General features: G+C 71.6%; 17 protein-coding genes. 10 read left to right on the forward strand and 7 right to left on the reverse strand.

Annotated features, from left to right (window positions below):
• Positions 1–208: 208 nt before the first annotated feature.
• The 4 genes from egtA to egtD are packed head-to-tail and all read left to right on the forward strand — an operon-like array spanning position 209 to position 4,576.
• On the forward strand, positions 209–1,513 hold the full coding sequence (gene egtA / locus OG841_RS06045) for an ergothioneine biosynthesis glutamate--cysteine ligase EgtA (protein ID WP_371563903.1): 1,305 nt from the start codon (positions 209–211) through the stop codon (positions 1,511–1,513).
• A complete protein-coding gene (egtB, locus tag OG841_RS06050; protein ID WP_371563905.1) occupies positions 1,510–2,838 on the forward strand; it encodes an ergothioneine biosynthesis protein EgtB in 1,329 nt (442 codons plus the stop codon). The genes egtA and egtB overlap by 4 nt, the downstream gene beginning before the upstream one ends.
• The gene (gene egtC / locus OG841_RS06055) at positions 2,838–3,617 is read left to right on the forward strand and encodes an ergothioneine biosynthesis protein EgtC (protein WP_371563907.1); all 780 of its coding nucleotides are present in this window, start codon (positions 2,838–2,840) and stop codon (positions 3,615–3,617) included. The genes egtB and egtC overlap by 1 nt, the downstream gene beginning before the upstream one ends.
• Positions 3,614–4,576, forward strand: a complete 963-nt coding sequence (egtD, locus tag OG841_RS06060; RefSeq protein ID WP_371563909.1) for an L-histidine N(alpha)-methyltransferase — start codon at positions 3,614–3,616, stop codon at positions 4,574–4,576. Before egtC ends, egtD begins: the two co-directional genes overlap by 4 nt.
• 39 nt (positions 4,577–4,615) lie before the next feature.
• On the opposite strand, the gene OG841_RS06065 is transcribed toward egtD, so the two are convergent.
• Positions 4,616–5,791, reverse strand: coding sequence for a MalY/PatB family protein (locus OG841_RS06065; protein ID WP_371570584.1), 1,176 nt, complete (start codon positions 5,789–5,791; stop codon positions 4,616–4,618).
• 68 nt (positions 5,792–5,859) lie between these two features.
• Between OG841_RS06065 and OG841_RS06070 the strand changes: the two genes are divergently transcribed.
• Positions 5,860–6,075: a dodecin gene (locus OG841_RS06070; protein ID WP_328642410.1), complete on the forward strand. Its 216-nt coding sequence runs from the start codon at positions 5,860–5,862 to the stop codon at positions 6,073–6,075.
• A 6-nt stretch (positions 6,076–6,081) separates the two neighbouring features.
• Here the strand turns inward: OG841_RS06070 and OG841_RS06075 are convergent, their stop codons facing one another.
• Positions 6,082–6,573, reverse strand: coding sequence for a phosphatase domain-containing protein (locus OG841_RS06075; RefSeq protein ID WP_328642409.1), 492 nt, complete (start codon positions 6,571–6,573; stop codon positions 6,082–6,084).
• An 84-nt stretch (positions 6,574–6,657) separates the two neighbouring features.
• On the opposite strand from OG841_RS06075, the gene OG841_RS06080 reads away from it, so the two are divergent.
• The 3 genes from OG841_RS06080 (at position 6,658) to rpmF (ending at position 8,605) form a co-directional block, all read left to right on the forward strand.
• A complete protein-coding gene (locus OG841_RS06080; protein WP_328642408.1) occupies positions 6,658–7,863 on the forward strand; it encodes a right-handed parallel beta-helix repeat-containing protein in 1,206 nt (401 codons plus the stop codon).
• Between the two features lie 52 nt (positions 7,864–7,915).
• Entirely contained in the window at positions 7,916–8,362 is a 447-nt protein-coding gene (locus OG841_RS06085) for a (2Fe-2S) ferredoxin domain-containing protein (RefSeq protein WP_328642407.1), read from the forward strand.
• A gap of 72 nt (positions 8,363–8,434) precedes the next feature.
• Entirely contained in the window at positions 8,435–8,605 is a 171-nt protein-coding gene (gene rpmF / locus OG841_RS06090; protein WP_328642406.1) for a 50S ribosomal protein L32, read from the forward strand.
• A gap of 9 nt (positions 8,606–8,614) precedes the next feature.
• Here the strand turns inward: rpmF and OG841_RS06095 are convergent, their stop codons facing one another.
• Positions 8,615–9,286 carry a nucleotidyltransferase domain-containing protein gene (locus OG841_RS06095; RefSeq protein ID WP_328642405.1) on the reverse strand — a complete coding sequence of 224 codons (672 nt, stop codon included), beginning with the start codon at positions 9,284–9,286 and terminating at the stop codon, positions 8,615–8,617.
• Between the two features lie 85 nt (positions 9,287–9,371).
• Here OG841_RS06095 and OG841_RS06100 point away from each other — a divergent pair, with 85 nt between their 5' ends.
• Both OG841_RS06100 and OG841_RS06105 read left to right on the forward strand, forming a co-directional pair.
• Positions 9,372–10,370 carry an LLM class flavin-dependent oxidoreductase gene (locus tag OG841_RS06100; protein ID WP_365118673.1) on the forward strand — a complete coding sequence of 333 codons (999 nt, stop codon included), beginning with the start codon at positions 9,372–9,374 and terminating at the stop codon, positions 10,368–10,370.
• A 10-nt stretch (positions 10,371–10,380) separates the two neighbouring features.
• On the forward strand, positions 10,381–12,729 hold the full coding sequence (locus OG841_RS06105; protein ID WP_371563914.1) for an ATP-binding cassette domain-containing protein: 2,349 nt from the start codon (positions 10,381–10,383) through the stop codon (positions 12,727–12,729).
• A 102-nt stretch (positions 12,730–12,831) separates the two neighbouring features.
• Here the strand turns inward: OG841_RS06105 and OG841_RS06110 are convergent, their stop codons facing one another.
• The 4 genes from OG841_RS06110 to OG841_RS06125 all read right to left on the reverse strand — a co-directional run bounded on the left by OG841_RS06110 (position 12,832) and on the right by OG841_RS06125 (position 17,716).
• A complete protein-coding gene (locus tag OG841_RS06110; RefSeq protein ID WP_371563916.1) occupies positions 12,832–13,635 on the reverse strand; it encodes a lysophospholipid acyltransferase family protein in 804 nt (267 codons plus the stop codon).
• The gene (locus OG841_RS06115) at positions 13,635–14,405 is read right to left on the reverse strand and encodes a GNAT family N-acetyltransferase (protein WP_371563918.1); all 771 of its coding nucleotides are present in this window, start codon (positions 14,403–14,405) and stop codon (positions 13,635–13,637) included. Before OG841_RS06115 ends, OG841_RS06110 begins: the two co-directional genes overlap by 1 nt.
• A gap of 618 nt (positions 14,406–15,023) precedes the next feature.
• Positions 15,024–15,773, reverse strand: coding sequence for a succinate dehydrogenase/fumarate reductase iron-sulfur subunit (locus OG841_RS06120; protein WP_328642400.1), 750 nt, complete (start codon positions 15,771–15,773; stop codon positions 15,024–15,026).
• Entirely contained in the window at positions 15,770–17,716 is a 1,947-nt protein-coding gene (locus OG841_RS06125) for a fumarate reductase/succinate dehydrogenase flavoprotein subunit (protein ID WP_328642399.1), read from the reverse strand. Before OG841_RS06125 ends, OG841_RS06120 begins: the two co-directional genes overlap by 4 nt.

Genomic DNA, 17,716 nt, shown 5'->3' on the forward strand with positions numbered 1-17,716 from the left:
CGGCTGCGGTGCAACAGAGTTTCCGGCGCCCGGCAGAGCCGGAAAACGCCTCGAAAACCCCGGGAAAACAGAGATCCACAGCCCCTAATGCAAGGATGTGCCCCCTTGTGCGGAACGAGATGAGGGTCTTGGGTGGGACGAGCGTTGCCGGTCCGACCCACCTGATCCCCGGACTGGTGGCATGGTGGAATCTCAGGAGGATCCCGACATGTCCGACACACCCAGCGGCTGTACGCCGGGCGACTGTACGAAGCCCCGTACATCCCTGCCCGAAGCAGAGCTCGAGGCTCTGGTTCGCGGCATCTGCTTCAAGACCGGCCCGCCCCGGCGCATCGGGGTGGAAGTGGAATGGCTCGTGCACGAGCTGAGCAGCCCTCGGCTCCCCGTCACACCCGAACGACTCGCGGCGGCCTACGCCGCACTGCGGACCGTGCCCCTGAAGTCGGCGCTCACCGTCGAACCGGGCGGTCAGCTGGAGCTGAGTTCTCAGCCCGCCGACTCGCTGATGGAGTGCATCGGTACCGTCTCCGCCGACCTCGCCGCCGTCCGGGCGGCTCTCGCCGAGCACGGCCTCGGTCTCGTCGGCCTCGGCCACGACCCCTGGCACCCGCCCCGCAGGTATCTGCACGAACCGCGCTACGACGCCCTGGAGGCCTGCCTCGACCGCACCGGCCCGGCGGGCCGCGCGATGATGTGCACCTCGGCCTCCGTGCAGGTGTGCGTGGACGCCGGACACGAGGAGCCCGGCCCCCTCGGCCTCGGACGACGCTGGTCACTGGCGCACCAGCTGGGCCCGGTCCTGGTGGCGGCCTTCGCCAACTCCCCGCTCGCCGGTTCCGAGCCCACCGGCTGGCTCTCGACCCGCCAGCTGCTGTGGACGGAGATCGGCAAGGACCGGGCGGGCGGCCCCTCCCTGGACACCGACCCCCGCACCGCCTGGGCCCGGCACGTCCTGGACGCGCCGGTGATGTGCATACGACGGGACAGCGGCCCGTGGGACGTCCCGGAGGGGCTCACCTTCCGGGAGTGGGCCAGGTCGGGGGCGCCCCGGCAGCCGACCCGGGAGGATCTCGACTACCACGTCTCGACCCTGTTCCCGCCGGTCAGACCGCGCGGCCACCTCGAACTGCGCATGATCGACGCCCAGCCGGGCGAGGACGGCTGGGTCGTGCCGCTCGCGGTGACGACGGCGCTCTTCGACGACCCCGAGGCCACCGAGACCGCCTACCGGGTGGTGAAGCCGCTGGCCGAGCGCACCCGCTCGCTGCCCGCGCCGCACAATCCGCTGTGGATCGACGCGGCCCGCCACGGCCTGGCCGACCCCGAACTGCACGAGGCGGCGATCGCGTGCTTCGGGGCGGCCCTGGAGGCGCTGCCACGGCTGGGCGCCACACCCGAGGTCACGGACGCCGTCGAAACGTATCTGCACCGCTATGTCATCCGGGGCCGGTGCCCCGCCGACGATCTGCTGGACCGGACGCACGGTTCGCTCGGGAAGGAAATCCGCACATGACCAACCCGTCCGTCGACGCCTCCGTCGACCCCGAGACCGTCCGCGAGCGGGCCGTGACCACCCTGGTCACCGCCCGGGACCGCACGACCCTCCTCACCAGCTGTGTGGAGGACCCCGACCTGACCGCCCAGCACTCGCCGCTCATGTCGCCGCTCGTGTGGGACCTCGCCCACATCGGCAACCAGGAGGAGCAGTGGCTGCTGCGGACCGTCGCCGGGCACGAGGCGATACGGCCAGAGATCGACGGCATCTACGACGCCTTCGAGCACCCGCGCTCCGAACGGCCCACGCTGCCCCTGCTGTCGCCCGCGGAGTCCCGGCGCTACGCGGCGGACGTACGCGGGCGGGTGCTGGACGTCCTGGAGGGCGCAGCGCTCCACGGGACCCGGCTGACCGAGGCCGGGTTCGCCTTCGGGATGATCGCGCAGCACGAACAGCAGCATGACGAGACGATGCTGATCACCCATCAGCTCCGCAAGGGCCCCCAGGCCCTGACCGCCCCCGACCCGGAACCGGCCCCGCTGTTCACCGGTCCGGCCGAAGTCCTCGTCCCCGGCGGCCCGTTCACCATGGGCACCTCCGAGGAGCCGTGGGCACTGGACAACGAACGCCCGGCGCACCGGCGTGAGGTGGATCCCTTCTACATCGACACCACTCCGGTGACGAACGCCGAGTACCAGGCCTTCATCGACGACGGCGGCTACGACACCGAGCGCTGGTGGGCCCCGGCCGGGTGGGCACACATCCGCAGGCACTCCATCCAGGCCCCGCTGTTCTGGAGCCGCGACGGCAAGCAGTGGCTGCGCAGGCGCTTCGGCGTCACCGAGGTCGTGCCGCCCGACGAGCCGGTGGTCCACGTGAGCTGGTACGAGGCCGACGCCTACGCCCGCTGGGCCGGACGGCGGCTGCCCACCGAGGCCGAGTGGGAGAAGGCGGCCCGCCACGACCCGGCCGGCGGCCGCTCGACGCGCTACCCGTGGGGCGACGCCGACCCCGCGCCCGAGCACGCCAACCTGGGCCAACGGCACCTGCGACCCGCCCCCGCCGGTAGCTACCCGCAGGGCGAATCACCGCTCGGCGTGAGGCAGTTGATCGGTGACGTATGGGAGTGGACGGCGAGCGACTTCGAGCCCTACCCCGGGTTCCAGGCGTTCCCCTACAAGGAGTACTCGGAGGTGTTCTTCGGCCCCGACCACAAGGTGCTGCGCGGTGGTTCGTTCGCCGTGGACGCGGTGGCCTGCCGGGGCACGTTCCGCAACTGGGACTATCCGATCAGGCGGCAGATCTTCTCCGGCTTCCGCACGGCCCGTTCGGGAGCCGTCTGATGTGCCGTCATCTGGCGTATCTGGGATCCGGGGAGCCGCTCGGCAGCCTTCTCGTGGCGCCCCCGCACAGCCTCTACCGCCAGTCCTGGGAGCCCAGGCGGCAGCGGTACGGCACCGTCAACGCCGATGGTTTCGGGGTCGGTTGGTACGCCGAGGGCGACCCGGTCCCGGCGCGGTACCGACGGGCCGGACCCATCTGGGCGGACCTGTCCTTCGCGGACCTGGCACGGGTCGTGAACAGCACGGCGATCCTGGCCGCCGTACGGGACGCGACCCTGGCGGGAGCCGACGCCGAGGCCGCGGCGGCGCCGTACGCCTCGGGGCCCTGGCTGTTCAGCCACAACGGCGCGGTCAAGGGGTGGCCGGGTGCCCTGGCGCCCCTGACCGCCGCGCTGCCCCCGGTGGATCTGCTGTCGATGGAGGCCCGCAACGACTCGGCGTTCGTGTGGGCGCTGGTTCTGAACCGGCTGCGCCGCGGCGACGAGGAGGGCCAGGCCCTGGCCGACACGGTCCTGGAGGTCGCCGAGGCGGCCCCGGGCTCCCGGCTCAACCTCCTGCTGACCAACGGGGAGTCCATCGCCGCGACCGCCTGGGGCGACACCCTCTGGTACCTCCAGCGCCCCGGCACCGGCACCGTCGTGGCCTCCGAGCCCTACGACGACGATCCGCACTGGCAGGAGGTCCCCGACCGCACACTGCTCGCGGCGAGCCGCACCGACGTCCTGCTCACGCCGCTCAAGGAACCGTCCGCGGAACCACTCGAGGAGCCCAGCACGTGAGTCCGTTCCTTCTGACCCGCACCCTGCCCGAGGACGCCACCGAGGCCGCCTTGCGCGCCGACGTCCTCAAGGGCCTGACGCACACGCCGAAGACCCTGCCGCCGAAGTGGTTCTACGACGCCCACGGCAGCGAACTGTTCGAGCAGATCACCGAGTTGCCCGAGTACTACCCGACCCGCGCCGAACGGGAGATCCTCGTCGCGCTCTCGGGCGAGATCGCCGCGGCGACCGGCGCCCGCACCCTGGTCGAGCTGGGCTCCGGTTCGTCGGAGAAGACCCGGTACCTGCTCGACGCGCTGACCGGGCTGCACACGTACGTGCCGGTCGACGTCAGCGAGAGTGCCCTCACCCAGGCCGGGCACGCGCTCATCGCCCAGCGGCCGGAGCTGAGCGTGCACGCGCTGATCGCCGACTTCACGGGCGGTCTGAGCCTGCCGGGGACGCCGGGCCCGCGTCTGGTGGCCTTCCTCGGCGGCACGATCGGCAACCTGCTGCCGGTCGAGCGCGCCGCGTTCCTCGCCTCCGTCCACGCCCTCCTCTCGCCGGGTGACGCGCTGCTGCTCGGCACCGACCTGGTCAAGGACGAGAACGTGCTGGTCAGGGCGTACGACGACGCGGCCGGGGTGACGGCCCAGTTCAACAAGAACGTCCTGACCGTCGTCAACCGCGAGCTGGGCGCCGACTTCGATCCCGGCGCCTTCGACCACGTGGCCCTCTGGGACGCCGAGAACGAGTGGATCGAGATGCGGCTGCGCTCCCGTGCGGAACAGACCGTGAAGGTCCCGGCGCTCGACCTGGCCGTCGACTTCGCGGCGGACGAGGAGCTGCACACCGAGATCTCGGCGAAGTTCCGCAAGGAGGGCGTCCGTGCCGAGCTGGCCTCTGTCGGTTTGGACTTGGCGCACTGGTGGACGGACAGCGAGGGCCGGTTCGCGCTGTCGCTGAGCGTCGTGCGGTAGCGCGGACTCGCGGGGGCCGGTTCGCGCCGGTCCCCGCGGTCAGTCGAGGGCCGCGGCCATCCGCCGGACCGCCTCGGTGATCAGCTCGGGAGACGTCGCCAGGTTCAGCCGTACGAAGCCGGCGCCCCCGGTGCCGAACGGGACGCCGGAGTTCAGGGCGACCCGGCCACGCTCCAGGAAGACGTCCGCCGGATCACCGCGCAGATCCAACGCGCGACAGTCCAGCCAGGCGAGGTAGGTGGCCCGGGCCGGTTCGTAGCGGATGGCGGGCAGCGCCTCGGCGAGGAGCCCGGCCAGCAGCCGGCGGTTGTCGTCGAGGCCGGTGAGCAGGGCGTCGAGCCAGGCGCCGCCGTCCCGCAGCGCGGCGGTGTGGGCGATGACGCCGACATGGCTGGGACCGTGCCCGACCTCTTCGGGAAGGCCCGCGAGGTCGTCGGCCGCGTCGGGCCCGGCGACGGCCACAGCGGCTTTGAGCCCGGCCAGGTTCCACGCCTTGGAGGCCGACATCAGTGACAGCCCGCTCCCCGCGCCGGGCACACTCAGGTAGGGCACGAACGCCGCACCCGCCGCCATGAGCGGGGCGTGGATCTCGTCGGCCACGACCCGCACGCCGTACGTCCGCGCCAGCGCCGCCACGTCCGCCAGCTCTTCGGCGGAGTGGACGGCGCCGGTCGGGTTGTGCGGGCTGCACAGCAGATAGGCGGGCCGGGCCGCGCCCTTCCGCACCCGCGCGAAGACCCCCTCCAGGACCTCGAAGTCGATCCGGCCGTCCGCACCGAGCTCGGCCTCGACGACCTGCCTGCCCATGTTTCCGACGAACTGGTAGAAGGGCGGGTACACGGGCGAGTTGACGACCACCGGGTCGCCCGGTCCGGAGACCAGCTTGAGCATCTCGACGATGCCCAGCATCACGTCCGGGACGATCGACGTACGCTCCACAGCGAGCCCGTCCCAGCTCCACCGGGTGTGCGCGAAGTCGGCCAGCGCCTCGGCGTACGCCGTCCCGGCCGGATACCCGGTGTCTCCCAGCGCCACGGCGTCCCGGACGGCCCGCGCGACCGGCTCGGCCAGGGGGACGTCCATCTCGGCGACCCACAGCGGCAGTACGTCCTGCGGGTAGGTCCGCCACTTCATGCTCGTACGCCGTCGGAGCTGCTCCAGGGTGAGCCGGCGCAGGGGATTCACTTCGGTGGGGGCAGAGGTGTCACGAGGCATACCGTCCATGGGCCAACGATAGGGTCGGACGGCTCGCGCTCCGCCGCCGCCTGAGGCACCGTGGAACCATGACGAACCACACCTACCGGGTGACCGAGATCGTCGGCACCTCGCCGGACGGCGTCGACCAGGCGGTCCGCAACGGCATCGCCCGTGCCTCGCAGACCCTCCGCAACCTCGACTGGTTCGAGGTGACCCAAGTGCGGGGCCAGATCGAGGACGGGCAGATCGAGCACTGGCAGGTGGGGCTGAAGGTCGGCTTCCGCCTGGACGAGTCCGACTGACGGCTCTCAGGTCCGCCCCTCCCGCTCCTGCGCCACCTCCAGCGCCGTGGAAGGGGCGGTCCAGCGTGCCCGTACGACGGTGAATCCGGCCCGTTCGGCGTCCTCGCAGACCCACTCGTCGTCGTCCACCAGGACCCGGATCTCGCGGGTGCGGGCCAGTTGCTTCAGGCTCTCCAGCTTGGTGCGCCGGGCCGGCCGCCGGTCGTCGTTGCGCCGCATGTACACACGCCCCTCGGGGAGCCCCTGTGCGCCGAGCCAGGCGAGCGTGTCGCGCCGGCAGCGCTCGGGCCGCCCGGTGAGGTAGAGGATCTCGCACTCCTCGGCGTGCTCCTGCACCAGCGCGACGCCCTCAGGGATCGGCGGGTCCTCGGGCGCGGCCGCGAAGAAGGCGTCCCAGTCGCGCGGACTGCGCTCCAGGAACCGCTGCCGGTGGGCCGTGTCGGCCAGGGTGTTGTCCAGGTCGAACACGGCGAGCGGGCGCTTGCTGGTGTCGGTCACCTCACCACCCTAGACCCGGCAACCTTCCCGCCCCGGGCGACCACTGCCTGGCGATACAGCAGTCAGGCCGAGGCGGGAGACCCCATGCACGTGAACAAGGCGATCTGGACGGCGGCAGCGGTGGGCGCCGTACTGATGACGGCATTACCGGCGACCGAGGCAGCCGCGGCGCCGACGACGCTGGTGGTGGCGACGAACGGGAACGACACCGGCCCCGGCACCCTGGACCGGCCCTTGCGCACCGTCCAACGGGCCGTGGACCTGGCGAAGCCCGGCGACACCATCGCCGTACGGGCCGGGACCTACGCGCTCACCGACAACATCACCATCGCCACCTCCGGCACCGCGTCCCAGCCCATCTCGCTCGGCGCCTATCAGGGCGAGCGGGTCGTGATCGACGGCGAGCAGCTGGCCGCGAGCCACACCCCGGTCGGCGGCAGCATCCCGCGGGCCGAGCGCGGGGCGATCCACCAGGAGGCCTCGTACTGGCGGATCTCGGATCTGGAGATCGTGAACGGCCCCTACGGCGTCTACTGCGACGGGTGCAACGGCAATGTCTTCGCCCGTCTGAAGACCCATGACAACTACGAGTCCGGCTTCCAGCTCCAGGGCACCTCCGGCAACAACCAGATCCTGAACCTGGACAGTTACGCCAACCGCGACCCGCGCAAGAACGGCGAGAGCGCGGACGGGCTGGCCATCAAGGAGGGTTCGGGCACCGGCAACGTGGTGCGGGGCGCCCGGCTGTGGAACAACGTCGACGACGGCTTCGACGACTGGAAGTTCACCTCGCCGGTCATCGTCGAGAACACGATCGCGTACGGCAACGGATTCAACCGCTGGAACTTCCCCGACTTCGCGGGCGACGGCAACGGCTTCAAGCTCGGGGGCGGCAGCCCGGCACCGGCGGTGGCGCACACCCTGCGCAACTCGATCGCCTTCAAGAACGCGGCGCACGGCGTGACGGACAACGGCAACACCGGCGCCCTCGCCCTGACCCGCAACTCCACGTGGGCCAACGGCGGAACCGGCTTCGACGCCGACGTCTCGGGCGGCAAGGCCAAGCTGACCGCGAACCTGTCCGTCGCCGACACCAAGGCAGCCGCGCTCGGTTCGGCCACCGTCTCCAGCGGCAACTCCTGGGATCTGGGCGGCACGTGGAACGCGTCCTCGGTCCTGAGCACGGACCCGGCGCCGCTCACGGGCGCACGCGGGGCCGACGGTGCACTGCCGTCGGCGCCGTCGTTCCTGGTGCCGCGGAGCGGGGCCGCCATAGGAGCGAGGTTCTGATCCCACCGACCCGGTGGCACGGGGCGCGAGCCGTATGGATCATGCTTCTCCCATGCCCTCGACGCCCCGCACCTCCCTGATCGGCTCCGCCTCCTGCACTGTCGTCGTCTGCCGGGGCTGCTGCTGCGGCGACGCCCGCAAGCTCCCCCAGTCTCGGCTTCGCTCGACCGGGGGGACCCCCATCGGCACCGACCACGCCTGGCAGTTGGAGCTGCTGCGGGCGGGTGCGGCCGAGCACGGCTTCCAGGTCCGTACGACCGACTGCCTGGGCCCGTGCGACCAGGCGAACGTCGTCGTCGTGCGCCCCTCGGCGGCCGGGCGCCGGGCGGGTGGACGGGCCGCGTGGATCGGGTTCGTCATGGACGACGTGGGCACCGAGGAGGTCGTGCAGTGGGCGGCGGCGGGCGGTCCGGGGGTCGCCGAGCCGCCGCTGACGCTGGAGCTCCAGTTCATCGAGCCGCCGCGGGAGGCTCGAGTACGGTCCCGTCGCCGCCGCTGATTATTAATGGGATCCATTTTCATGTAGCGTCCTCGGTGCTCACCCACCGAGGCCACCGAGGAGGTTCCCGCCATGGCTGTCCCCAAGCGGAAGATGTCCCGCAGCAACACCCGCCACCGCCGCTCGCAGTGGAAGGCCACCACCACCCAGCTGGTGCCGGTCACGCTCGAGGGCGTCGCGCATCTCGTCCCGCAGAACCTGGTCAAGGCGTACGAGCGTGGCCTGCTGCGCCCCGAGGGCTGAAGCCCACGCTCACGCCGCCGTGTCGTAGAACGCCGCGCGGACGCGGCGCAGCCACGCCTCGGCCGGTCGCTCGTCGGGCCGGTCCGGCAGCACGCTGCGCGTCTCGGCGAACGCGGTCTCGTAGTGGGCGAGCAGGGACCGGGCCGACGCGGGATCGGCGGCGACGGCGTCCCCGAAGCGGTGGTACTCCTCGGGGTCCACGACCCGCACCGCGAGCCGTCCGGTGGTGTACAGCTCCAGACCCTGGTGGCAGAGCCGCTTCAGATGCCGGGCGTGCTTGGCGGTGCGGTGGTCGCCGGCGCGGCTCTCCAGTTTCCTGAACTGCTGGGTGGCGTACCCGAGATAGGCGTCCCGGACCCGCTGGGCGCTCAGGAACGACCCGCGGATGCCGATGAGTTCGTCACCCAGCGGGGTGCGCACCTCGTACAGCTCGTCCGGCAGCCAGACCAGCTCCATGACGGTCGGATTGCCGCCGAGGGCGAGCCGGCACCACTTCGCCGCCTCGTGCAGGGTGCGGTCCGGTGCCGTGGTGACATGGGACTCCTTCGGCGTGTGCAGGCCGAGCAGGGTCTCGGTGGGTGCGGCGAACATGCCGAGCCGGTCCACGTCGGAGCCCTCGCGGGCGAGTCCGTACGCGGTCGAGCCGACGACGCCGGAGAGCAGGATGTTCTGGACGGTCACGCGGTCCATTGTGCTGACCTGCGGCGATCGCGGTCATCCGGTTTTCCGGCGGGAATAGCGCACCCGGTCACGCGTTGAACCCTGTGTGAGTTCCGTGATCGCCGCCACCCGCTTCTCCGTCCTGGACCGCTCCCGCACCCGCGAGGGCGGCACGAACGCGCAGGCGCTGCGGGACACCGTCCGGCTGGCGCGGGAGCTGGAGGGGCTCGGCTACCACCGCTTCTGGGTCTCGGAGCACCACGGCGTGCCGGGAGTCGCGGGCTCCGCACCGACGGTGCTGGCGGCCGCCGTCGCCTCCGCCACCGACAGGATCCGGGTCGGCACCGGCGGTGTGATGCTGCCCAACCACCAACCCCTGGTCGTCGCCGAGCAGTTCGGGGTGCTGGAGTCCCTCTTCCCCGGCCGGATCGACATGGGCCTGGGTCGCTCGGTCGGGTTCACCGACGGTGTGCGCAAGGCGCTGGGCCGCGGCAAGGACGACGCCGACGACTTCGCCGTACAGCTGGAGGAACTGCTGGGCTGGTTCCGCGGCACCTCGCCGACGGGCGTACACGCCCGGCCGGCCGAAGGCCTGACCGTGCCGCCTTTCGTGCTGGCCATGGGCGAGGGAGCCGCGATCGCGGCCCGCGCGGGCCTGCCGATGGTGATCGGCGACCTCCGGAACCGCGATCGGATGCGGCGCGGCATCGATCACTATCGCGCGCGTTTCCGGCCCTCTGTCTGGGCGCGCGAGCCGTACGTCGTCATCTCCGGAACGGTCGCGGTGGCCGCCACCCCGGAGGAGGCACGGCGCCTGCTGATCCCGGAGGCCTGGGCGATGGCGTACTCCCGCACCCACGGCACCTTCCCGCCGCTCCCGGCCGCGGAGCGCGTCGAAGGTCTCGTGATGACGGAGAAGGAACGCGGCTTCTACGAGGGCGGTCTCGCCGGGCACATCGCCGGCACCGAGGAACAGGTCGCCCATGAGCTGGAGACGGTACTGAAGGAGACGGCGGCGCAGGAGGTCCTGGTCACGACCAGCACATACGACCGCGAGGCCCTGCTGGACTCCTATCGGCGGCTGGCGACGATCACCTCCGGTTAGAGTCGTTCTCATGCACGACCCCAACGGCTCCCACGGCCCGTACGTCCGCGTCCGCGGTGCCCGCGAGCACAATCTCCAAGGGGTGGACGTCGACATTCCGCGGGATGTGCTGGCCGTGTTCACCGGGGTGTCCGGGTCGGGGAAGTCGTCGCTGGCGTTCGGGACGATCTACGCGGAGGCTCAGCGGCGGTACTTCGAGTCGGTGGCCCCCTATGCGCGCCGGCTGATCCATCAGGTGGGCGCGCCGAAGGTCGGGGAGATCACCGGACTGCCGCCCGCGGTCTCGCTCGAGCAGCGTCGTTCGGCGCCGACGTCCCGTTCGTCCGTGGGGACCGTCACCACTCTCTCGAACTCGCTGCGCATGCTGTTCTCCCGGGCCGGTGACTACCCGCCGGGCGCCGAACGGCTCGACTCGGACTCCTTCTCCCCCAATACGGCGGTCGGCGCCTGCCCGGAGTGTCATGGCCTGGGCCGCGTCCACCGTACGACCGAACAGTCGCTGGTCCCCGACCCGTCGCTGTCGATCCGGGAGGGCGCCATCGCGGCGTGGCCCGGTGCCTGGCAGGGCAAGAACCTGCGGGACATCCTCGACGCGCTCGGCTACGACGTGGACCGCCCCTGGCGTGAGCTGCCCGCAGAACAGCGGGAGTGGATCCTGTTCACCGACGAGCAGCCGGTCGTCACCGTGCACCCGGTGCGGGACGCGGACCGCATTCAACGCCCGTACCAGGGCACGTACATGAGCGCCCGCCGCTATGTCCTGAAGACCTTCGCGGACTCCAAGAGCCAGACGCTCAGGTCGAAGGCCGAGGGGTTTCTGGTCTCCACCCCGTGCCCGGTCTGCGGCGGCAGCAAGCTGCGTCCGGAGGCGCTGGCGGTCACCTTCGCGGGCCGCACGATCGCCGACTTCGCGGCACTGCCGCTGACCGAGCTGGCCGCCTCGCTGGTCGGCCGCGGCGAGACCGCGCGGGTCCTCACCGACGACCTCACCTCCCGTATCGCGCCCATCGTCGAGCTCGGTCTCGGCTATCTCAGCCTGCACCGCGCGACGCCCACCCTGTCCGCCGGTGAACTCCAACGGCTGCGGCTCGCCACCCAGTTGCGGTCCGGGCTGTTCGGCGTCGTGTACGTCCTCGACGAGCCCTCCGCCGGACTGCACCCCGCGGACACCGAGGCACTGCTCACGGTGCTGGCGCGGCTGAAGGCGGCCGGCAACTCGGTGTTCGTGGTGGAGCACCAGCTGGACGTCATGCGCGGGGCGGACTGGCTGGTGGACGTCGGGCCGCGGGCGGGTGAGCACGGCGGGCGGGTGCTGCACAGCGGTCCGGTGGAGCAGCTGGCCGAGGTCACGGAATCGGCGACGGCTCGGTTCCTGTTCGACCGCTCCCCCGTGGTGAAACGTGAAGTGCGGTCATGGCGCGGCCGGTTGACGGTCGGGCCGGTCAACCGGCACAACCTGCGCGGGGTGACGGCCGAGTTCCCGCTCGGCGTGTTCACCGCGGTGACCGGGGTGTCGGGCTCGGGCAAGTCCACGCTGGTCGGCGAGATCACGGAGGAGCGGGAGGGGGTGGGCCGTCTGGTCTCGGTCGACCAGAAGCCGATCGGCCGGACCCCGCGCTCCAACCTGGCGACCTACACGGGCCTGTTCGACGTCGTGCGCAAGGTCTTCGCCGGCACCGACGCGGCGCGTGAACGCGGCTACGGTGTGGGCCGGTTCTCCTTCAACGTGGCGGGAGGGCGCTGCGAGACCTGCCAGGGCGAGGGGTTCGTCAGCGTCGAGCTGCTCTTCCTGCCGAGCACGTATGCGCCCTGCCCGGACTGCGGCGGGGCCCGCTACAACCCCGCCACGCTCGATGTGACGTACCGGGGACGGACCATCGCCCAGGTGCTCGACCTCACGGTGGAGTCGGCGGCGGACTTCTTCGCGGACACCCCGGCCGTGGCCCGCAGTCTCGCCACCCTCCTCGACGTCGGTCTCGGCTACCTCCGCCTCGGCCAGCCCGCCACCGAACTCTCCGGCGGCGAGGCCCAGCGCATCAAGCTCGCGAGCGAACTCCAGCGCGTCCGCCGCGCCCACACCCTGTACCTCCTCGACGAACCCACGACCGGCCTCCACCCGGCCGACGTGGAGGTCCTCATGCGCCAACTCCACGGCCTCGTCGACGCCGGTCACACCGTGATCGTCGTCGAGCACGACATGTCGGTCGTGGCGGGCGCGGACTGGGTCATCGACCTGGGCCCGGGCGGCGGGGCCGCCGGCGGACGGATCGTGGCGGCGGGAACGCCGGGGCTCGTGGCCGGGGTGGAGGGGAGCGCCACGGCCCCTTACCTGGCAAGGGCACTGACGTCGGGCACCTGACCATGGGGTGCCCGACGGTGACCGCCCCGCCGCGTGCAGGCAGGCAGGCTCAGGGATGGTGCCCGTCGGACGGTCGGCCTCGCCGCCGTGGCCGTCGGGGTGTCAGTCGGCCGTGTGCTGCCCGGTCCGCCCGTGGCACGAGCAGGACTGTGCGGCCCGGGCCAGTGAGCGGCGGTCGGGGTGGCTGCCCGGGGGGACGGGGTCCACCACCTCCACCTCGGCCATCAGCCCCCGTGCCGACACCACCCGCCACACCGATGCGAGCAGCGAGTCGTCGCCGATGAAGGCGGGGGCCGTACTGGACCCGCCGTCGACAAGGCGGTACCGCAGGCTCACCGGCTGGACGGGTACCCCGGCGTCCAGGGCCGCCTGGAACACCGCGCGACGGAAGTGGCCCTGGGCACGGCCGCACCAGGTGCTGCCCTCGGGGAAGACGGCGACCGCGGAGCCCCCGCGCAGCGCGTCGGTGATCCGGGCGACCGTGTCCGGGAGGGCACGCAGCCGGTCCCGCTCGATGAACAGCGCTCCGCTGCGGGCCGTCAGCCACCCCGCCACGGGCCACCGCCGGATCTCGGACTTGGCGAGCATCCGCGCCGGGCGTACGGCGGCGAGCAGCGGGATGTCCAGCCACGAGATGTGGTTGGCGACCAGGAGCACCCCGCCCGGGGGCGTGGCAGGGCCGGACATGCGGACCCGGACCCCCGAGGCCCGCACCACCGCCCGGCACCACCACCTGACCGCGCCGGCCGGGATCAACCGGCCGACCGGCAGCAACGCGATCCCGGCGAGCAGCACCGACGTGACCGCGAGGAGCCGCAGCACGGCACGGGGTACCGCCGTGGCGGCCCCCGTCCGCTCCACGCACGCCCCCGGGGTGCAGGGCGCGCTGGGCAGCCAGACGCTCATCAGGCCGGGGCGAGCGAGAGGAAGTGCCGCAGATAGCGGGCGTCGACCCGGCGCATCGACAGCAGCACGTACATGTCGGCGACCCCGAAGTCCGGATCGTGGGCGGGCTGACCGCACACCCAGGCGCCGAGGCGGAGATAGCCGCGCAGCAGCGGGGGCAGTTCGGTGTGGGCGGCGGGCGTCCCCTGGGCCGGCTCCCAGGGCAGCAGGGGCCGTACCCGGAACTCCTCGGGAGCCAGGTACTTGGTGCGCACCCGGTCCCAGGTGCCGGCCGCGAGCGCGCCGCCGTCGGCGAGCGGGATCGAGCAGCAGCCGGCCAGCCAGTCGTGGCCGCGGTCCACCATGTAGCGGGCGATCCCGGCCCAGATGAGACCGATGACGGCCCCGTCGCGGTGGTCGGGGTGCACGCAGGAGCGGCCGACCTCGACGAGGCCCGGGCGGATCGCGTCGAGCGGCGCGAGGTCGAACTCGCCCTCCGAGTACAGGCGTCCCGCCACCGCGGCCCGCTCCGGGGGCAGCAGCCGGTAGGTGCCGACGACCTGGCCGGTCACGGTGTCGCGGACGAGCAGGTGGTCGCAGTAGGCGTCGAAGCCGTCCACGTCGAGGCCGGGTTCCGGGGTGGACAGGAGGGCGCCCATCTCCCCGGCGAACACGTCGTGCCGCAGCCGCTGCGCGGCCCGTACGTCATCCTCGTCGCGGGCCAGACGGACGGTGTAGCGGGTCGGGGCGACGCTCTGCGGGGGACGGTCCAGGGTGGAAACGCCGTTCATGGCACTCTCCAGGTCACAGGCGGAGGCGGCGAGCGGTGCCGCTGTCCCTGTTCTCCCGACGCCGGTTGGCGTGTACGTGACGGGTTCCGAGAGCGCGGATGTGCGGAGGTTGAACGGCTCGGGCAAGGTGTCCGGGGCCTCCGACTCCGTCGACCGGCCGGTGTCCCACCGGTGACCGGAGCAAGGCAACCCCGGGACCGGGGCTACCGTCTCGCTCCGGGAGCCGATCACAGAAGCAGGGGACGTACGAGTGGTGGAGGCGCTGGAGGCGGTTGCGTGGGAGGGACTGGGCGAGTCGGCAAGAGACGGGCTGTCCTCGCTCGCCACCGCCGCCCTGCCGTTCGTCGTCGCGCTCGCCACGGACCCGGGGACGGGTGCGCGCACGACACGGTCCAGGCCCTGCTCCCCGACGCCGATCCCGCCGTACGACAAGAGGCGCTGCGCCTTGCGGAGGGCCCCGGCCCGCTGCGGGGGCCCGACCCCCCGCCTTCCGGAGCCCGGGCAAGCGCTCCGCGGGCTGATCGACCCAGCCCTGTTCAGGTCCAAGCGACCTTGGCGGGGCCGGACCTGAGCACCACGTCCGGCCCCGCCCGTCCGCACCTTGTCGGCGAACGTCCCTCAGCGCCTGGCGACCTTCCGGGTCGCCCGCAGCCATTCCTTGTTCATGCTGGTGATGGAGACCAACGGAATCCCCTTGGGACAGGCCGTCGCGCACTCACCCGTCAACGTGCACCCGCCGAAGCCCTCCTCGTCCATCTGCTCCACCATGTCGAGAACCCTGGTCTCCCGCTCCGGCGCCCCCTGCGGCAGCACGTTCAGGTGATTCACCTTGGCCGCGGTGAACAACATCGCCGCTCCGTTGGGGCATGCGGCGACGCACGCCCCGCAGCCGATGCACTCGGCGTGCTCGAAGGCGAGGTCGGCATCGGGCTTGGGTACCGGCGTCGCATGGGCCTCGGGCGCCGCACCCGTGGGCGCCGTGATGTATCCCCCGGCCTGGATGATCCGGTCGAAGGCCGACCGGTCCACGACCAGGTCCTTGATCACCGGGAACGCGGACGCCCGCCACGGCTCGACGTCGATCGTGTCGCCGTCCGAAAAGGACCGCATGTGCAGCTGACAGGTGGTCGTCCGCTCGGGCCCGTGGGCGTCGCCGTTGATGACGAGCGAGCACGCGCCGCAGATGCCCTCCCGGCAGTCGTGGTCGAAGGCCACCGGATCCTCGCCACGCAGGATGAGCTCCTCGTTGAGGGTGTCCAGCATCTCCAGGAAGGACATGTCGGACGAGATGCCGTCCACCTCGTACGTGGACATCGCACCGTCGGCGTCGGCGTTCTTCTGTCGCCAGACGCGCAGGGTGAGCTTCATGCGTAGCTCCGCTGAGTGGGGTGGACGTACTCGAAGACCAGGTCTTCCTTGTGCAGGACGGGAGCCTCACCGGTGCCGGTGAACTCCCAGGCCGCCGCGTAGGCGAACTCGTCGTCCCGGCGGGCGGCTTCGCCGTCGGGCGTCTGGGACTCCTCGCGGAAGTGACCGCCGCAGGACTCGGCGCGGTGCAGTGCGTCGAGACACATCAGCTCGGCGAGCTCCAGGTAGTCGACGACGCGGTTCGCCTTCTCCAGCGACTGGTTGAACTCCTCGCCGGTGCCGGGCACCTTGATGCGCCGCCAGAACTCCTCGCGGATCTGCGGGATGCGCTCCAGCGCCTTGCGCAGACCTGAGTCGGTGCGCGCCATCCCGCAGAACTCCCACATGAGTTCGCCGACCTCGCGGTGGAAGGAGTCCGGGGTCCGGTCGCCGTCGACGGCGAGGAGCAGGTTGAGCCGGTCCTCGGTCTCCGCCAACACCTCCTCCACGGCGGGGTGTTCGCCGGTCACCGCGTCCTGGTGCGGGTTGCGGGCGAGGTAGTCGTTGATGGTCGCCGGCAGCACGAAGTAGCCGTCGGCCAGGCCCTGCATCAGCGCGGAGGCGCCGAGGCGGTTGGCCCCGTGGTCGGAGAAGTTGGCCTCGCCGATCGCGAACAGGCCGGGGATCGTGGTCTGGAGGTCGTAGTCGACCCACAGGCCACCCATCGTGTAGTGCACGGCGGGGTAGATCCGCATCGGCACCTCGTACGGGTCCTCGTCGGTGATCCGCTGGTACATGTCGAAGAGGTTGCCGTACTTGGCCTCCACGGCTCCCCGGCCCATGCGCCGGATGGCGTCGGCGAAGTCGAGGTACACACCCTGTCCGCCCGGCCCCACTCCCCTGCCCTCGTCGCAGACGTTCTTCGCGGCGCGGGAGGCGATGTCGCGCGGGACGAGGTTGCCGAAGGACGGGTAGATGCGCTCCAGGTAGTAGTCGCGCTCGTCCTCGGGGATCCTGTTCGGCGGACGGGTGTCACCCTTGGCCTTCGGCACCCAGATCCGGCCGTCGTTGCGCAGCGACTCGCTCATCAGCGTGAGCTTGGACTGGTGGTCGCCGGTACGCGGCACGCAGGTCGGATGGATCTGGGTGAAGCACGGGTTGGCGAAGTGGGCGCCGCGGCGGTGGGCCCGCCAGACGGCCGTCGCGTTGGAGTTCATGGCGTTCGTCGACAGGTAGAAGACGTTGCCGTAGCCACCGGAGGCCAGCACCACCGCGTCCGCGAAGTATGTGTCGATGCGACCGGTGACGAGGTCCCGGGCCACGATCCCGCGAGCCCGGCCGTCGACGACGATCAGATCGAGCATCTCGGTGCGCGGGTGCATCTCGACGTTCCCGGCCGCGATCTGCCTCGACAGCGCCTGATACGCGCCCAGCAGGAGCTGCTGGCCCGTCTGGCCCCGGGCGTAGAAGGTCCGGGAGACCTGCACCCCGCCGAAGGAGCGGGTGTCGAGCAGACCGCCGTACTCCCGTGCGAAGGGCACGCCCTGCGCCACGCACTGGTCGATGATCTCCACCGAGATCTGTGCCAGGCGGTGGACGTTGGACTCGCGCGCCCTGAAGTCGCCGCCCTTGACGGTGTCGTAGAAGAGGCGGTGGATCGAGTCGCCGTCGTTGCGGTAGTTCTTGGCCGCGTTGATGCCGCCCTGAGCGGCGATGGAGTGAGCGCGGCGCGGGGAGTCCTGGTAGCAGAACTGGACGACGTGATAGCCCTGTTCGGCGAGGGTCGCGCCCGCGGAGCCGCCCGCGAGGCCGGTACCGACGACGATCACCGTGTGCTTGCGGCGGTTGGCGGGGTTGACCAGCTTGGCCTCGAAACGGCGCTTGTCCCAGCGCTCGGCCACGGCACCTGTCGGAGCCTTGGTGTCGACGACCGGTTCGCCGGTCAGGTAGTCGGTGTAGGTCAT

Source organism: Streptomyces canus, from assembly GCF_041435015.1.
In the GTDB taxonomy this organism is placed as follows: Bacteria; Actinomycetota; Actinomycetes; order Streptomycetales; family Streptomycetaceae; genus Streptomyces; species Streptomyces canus_G.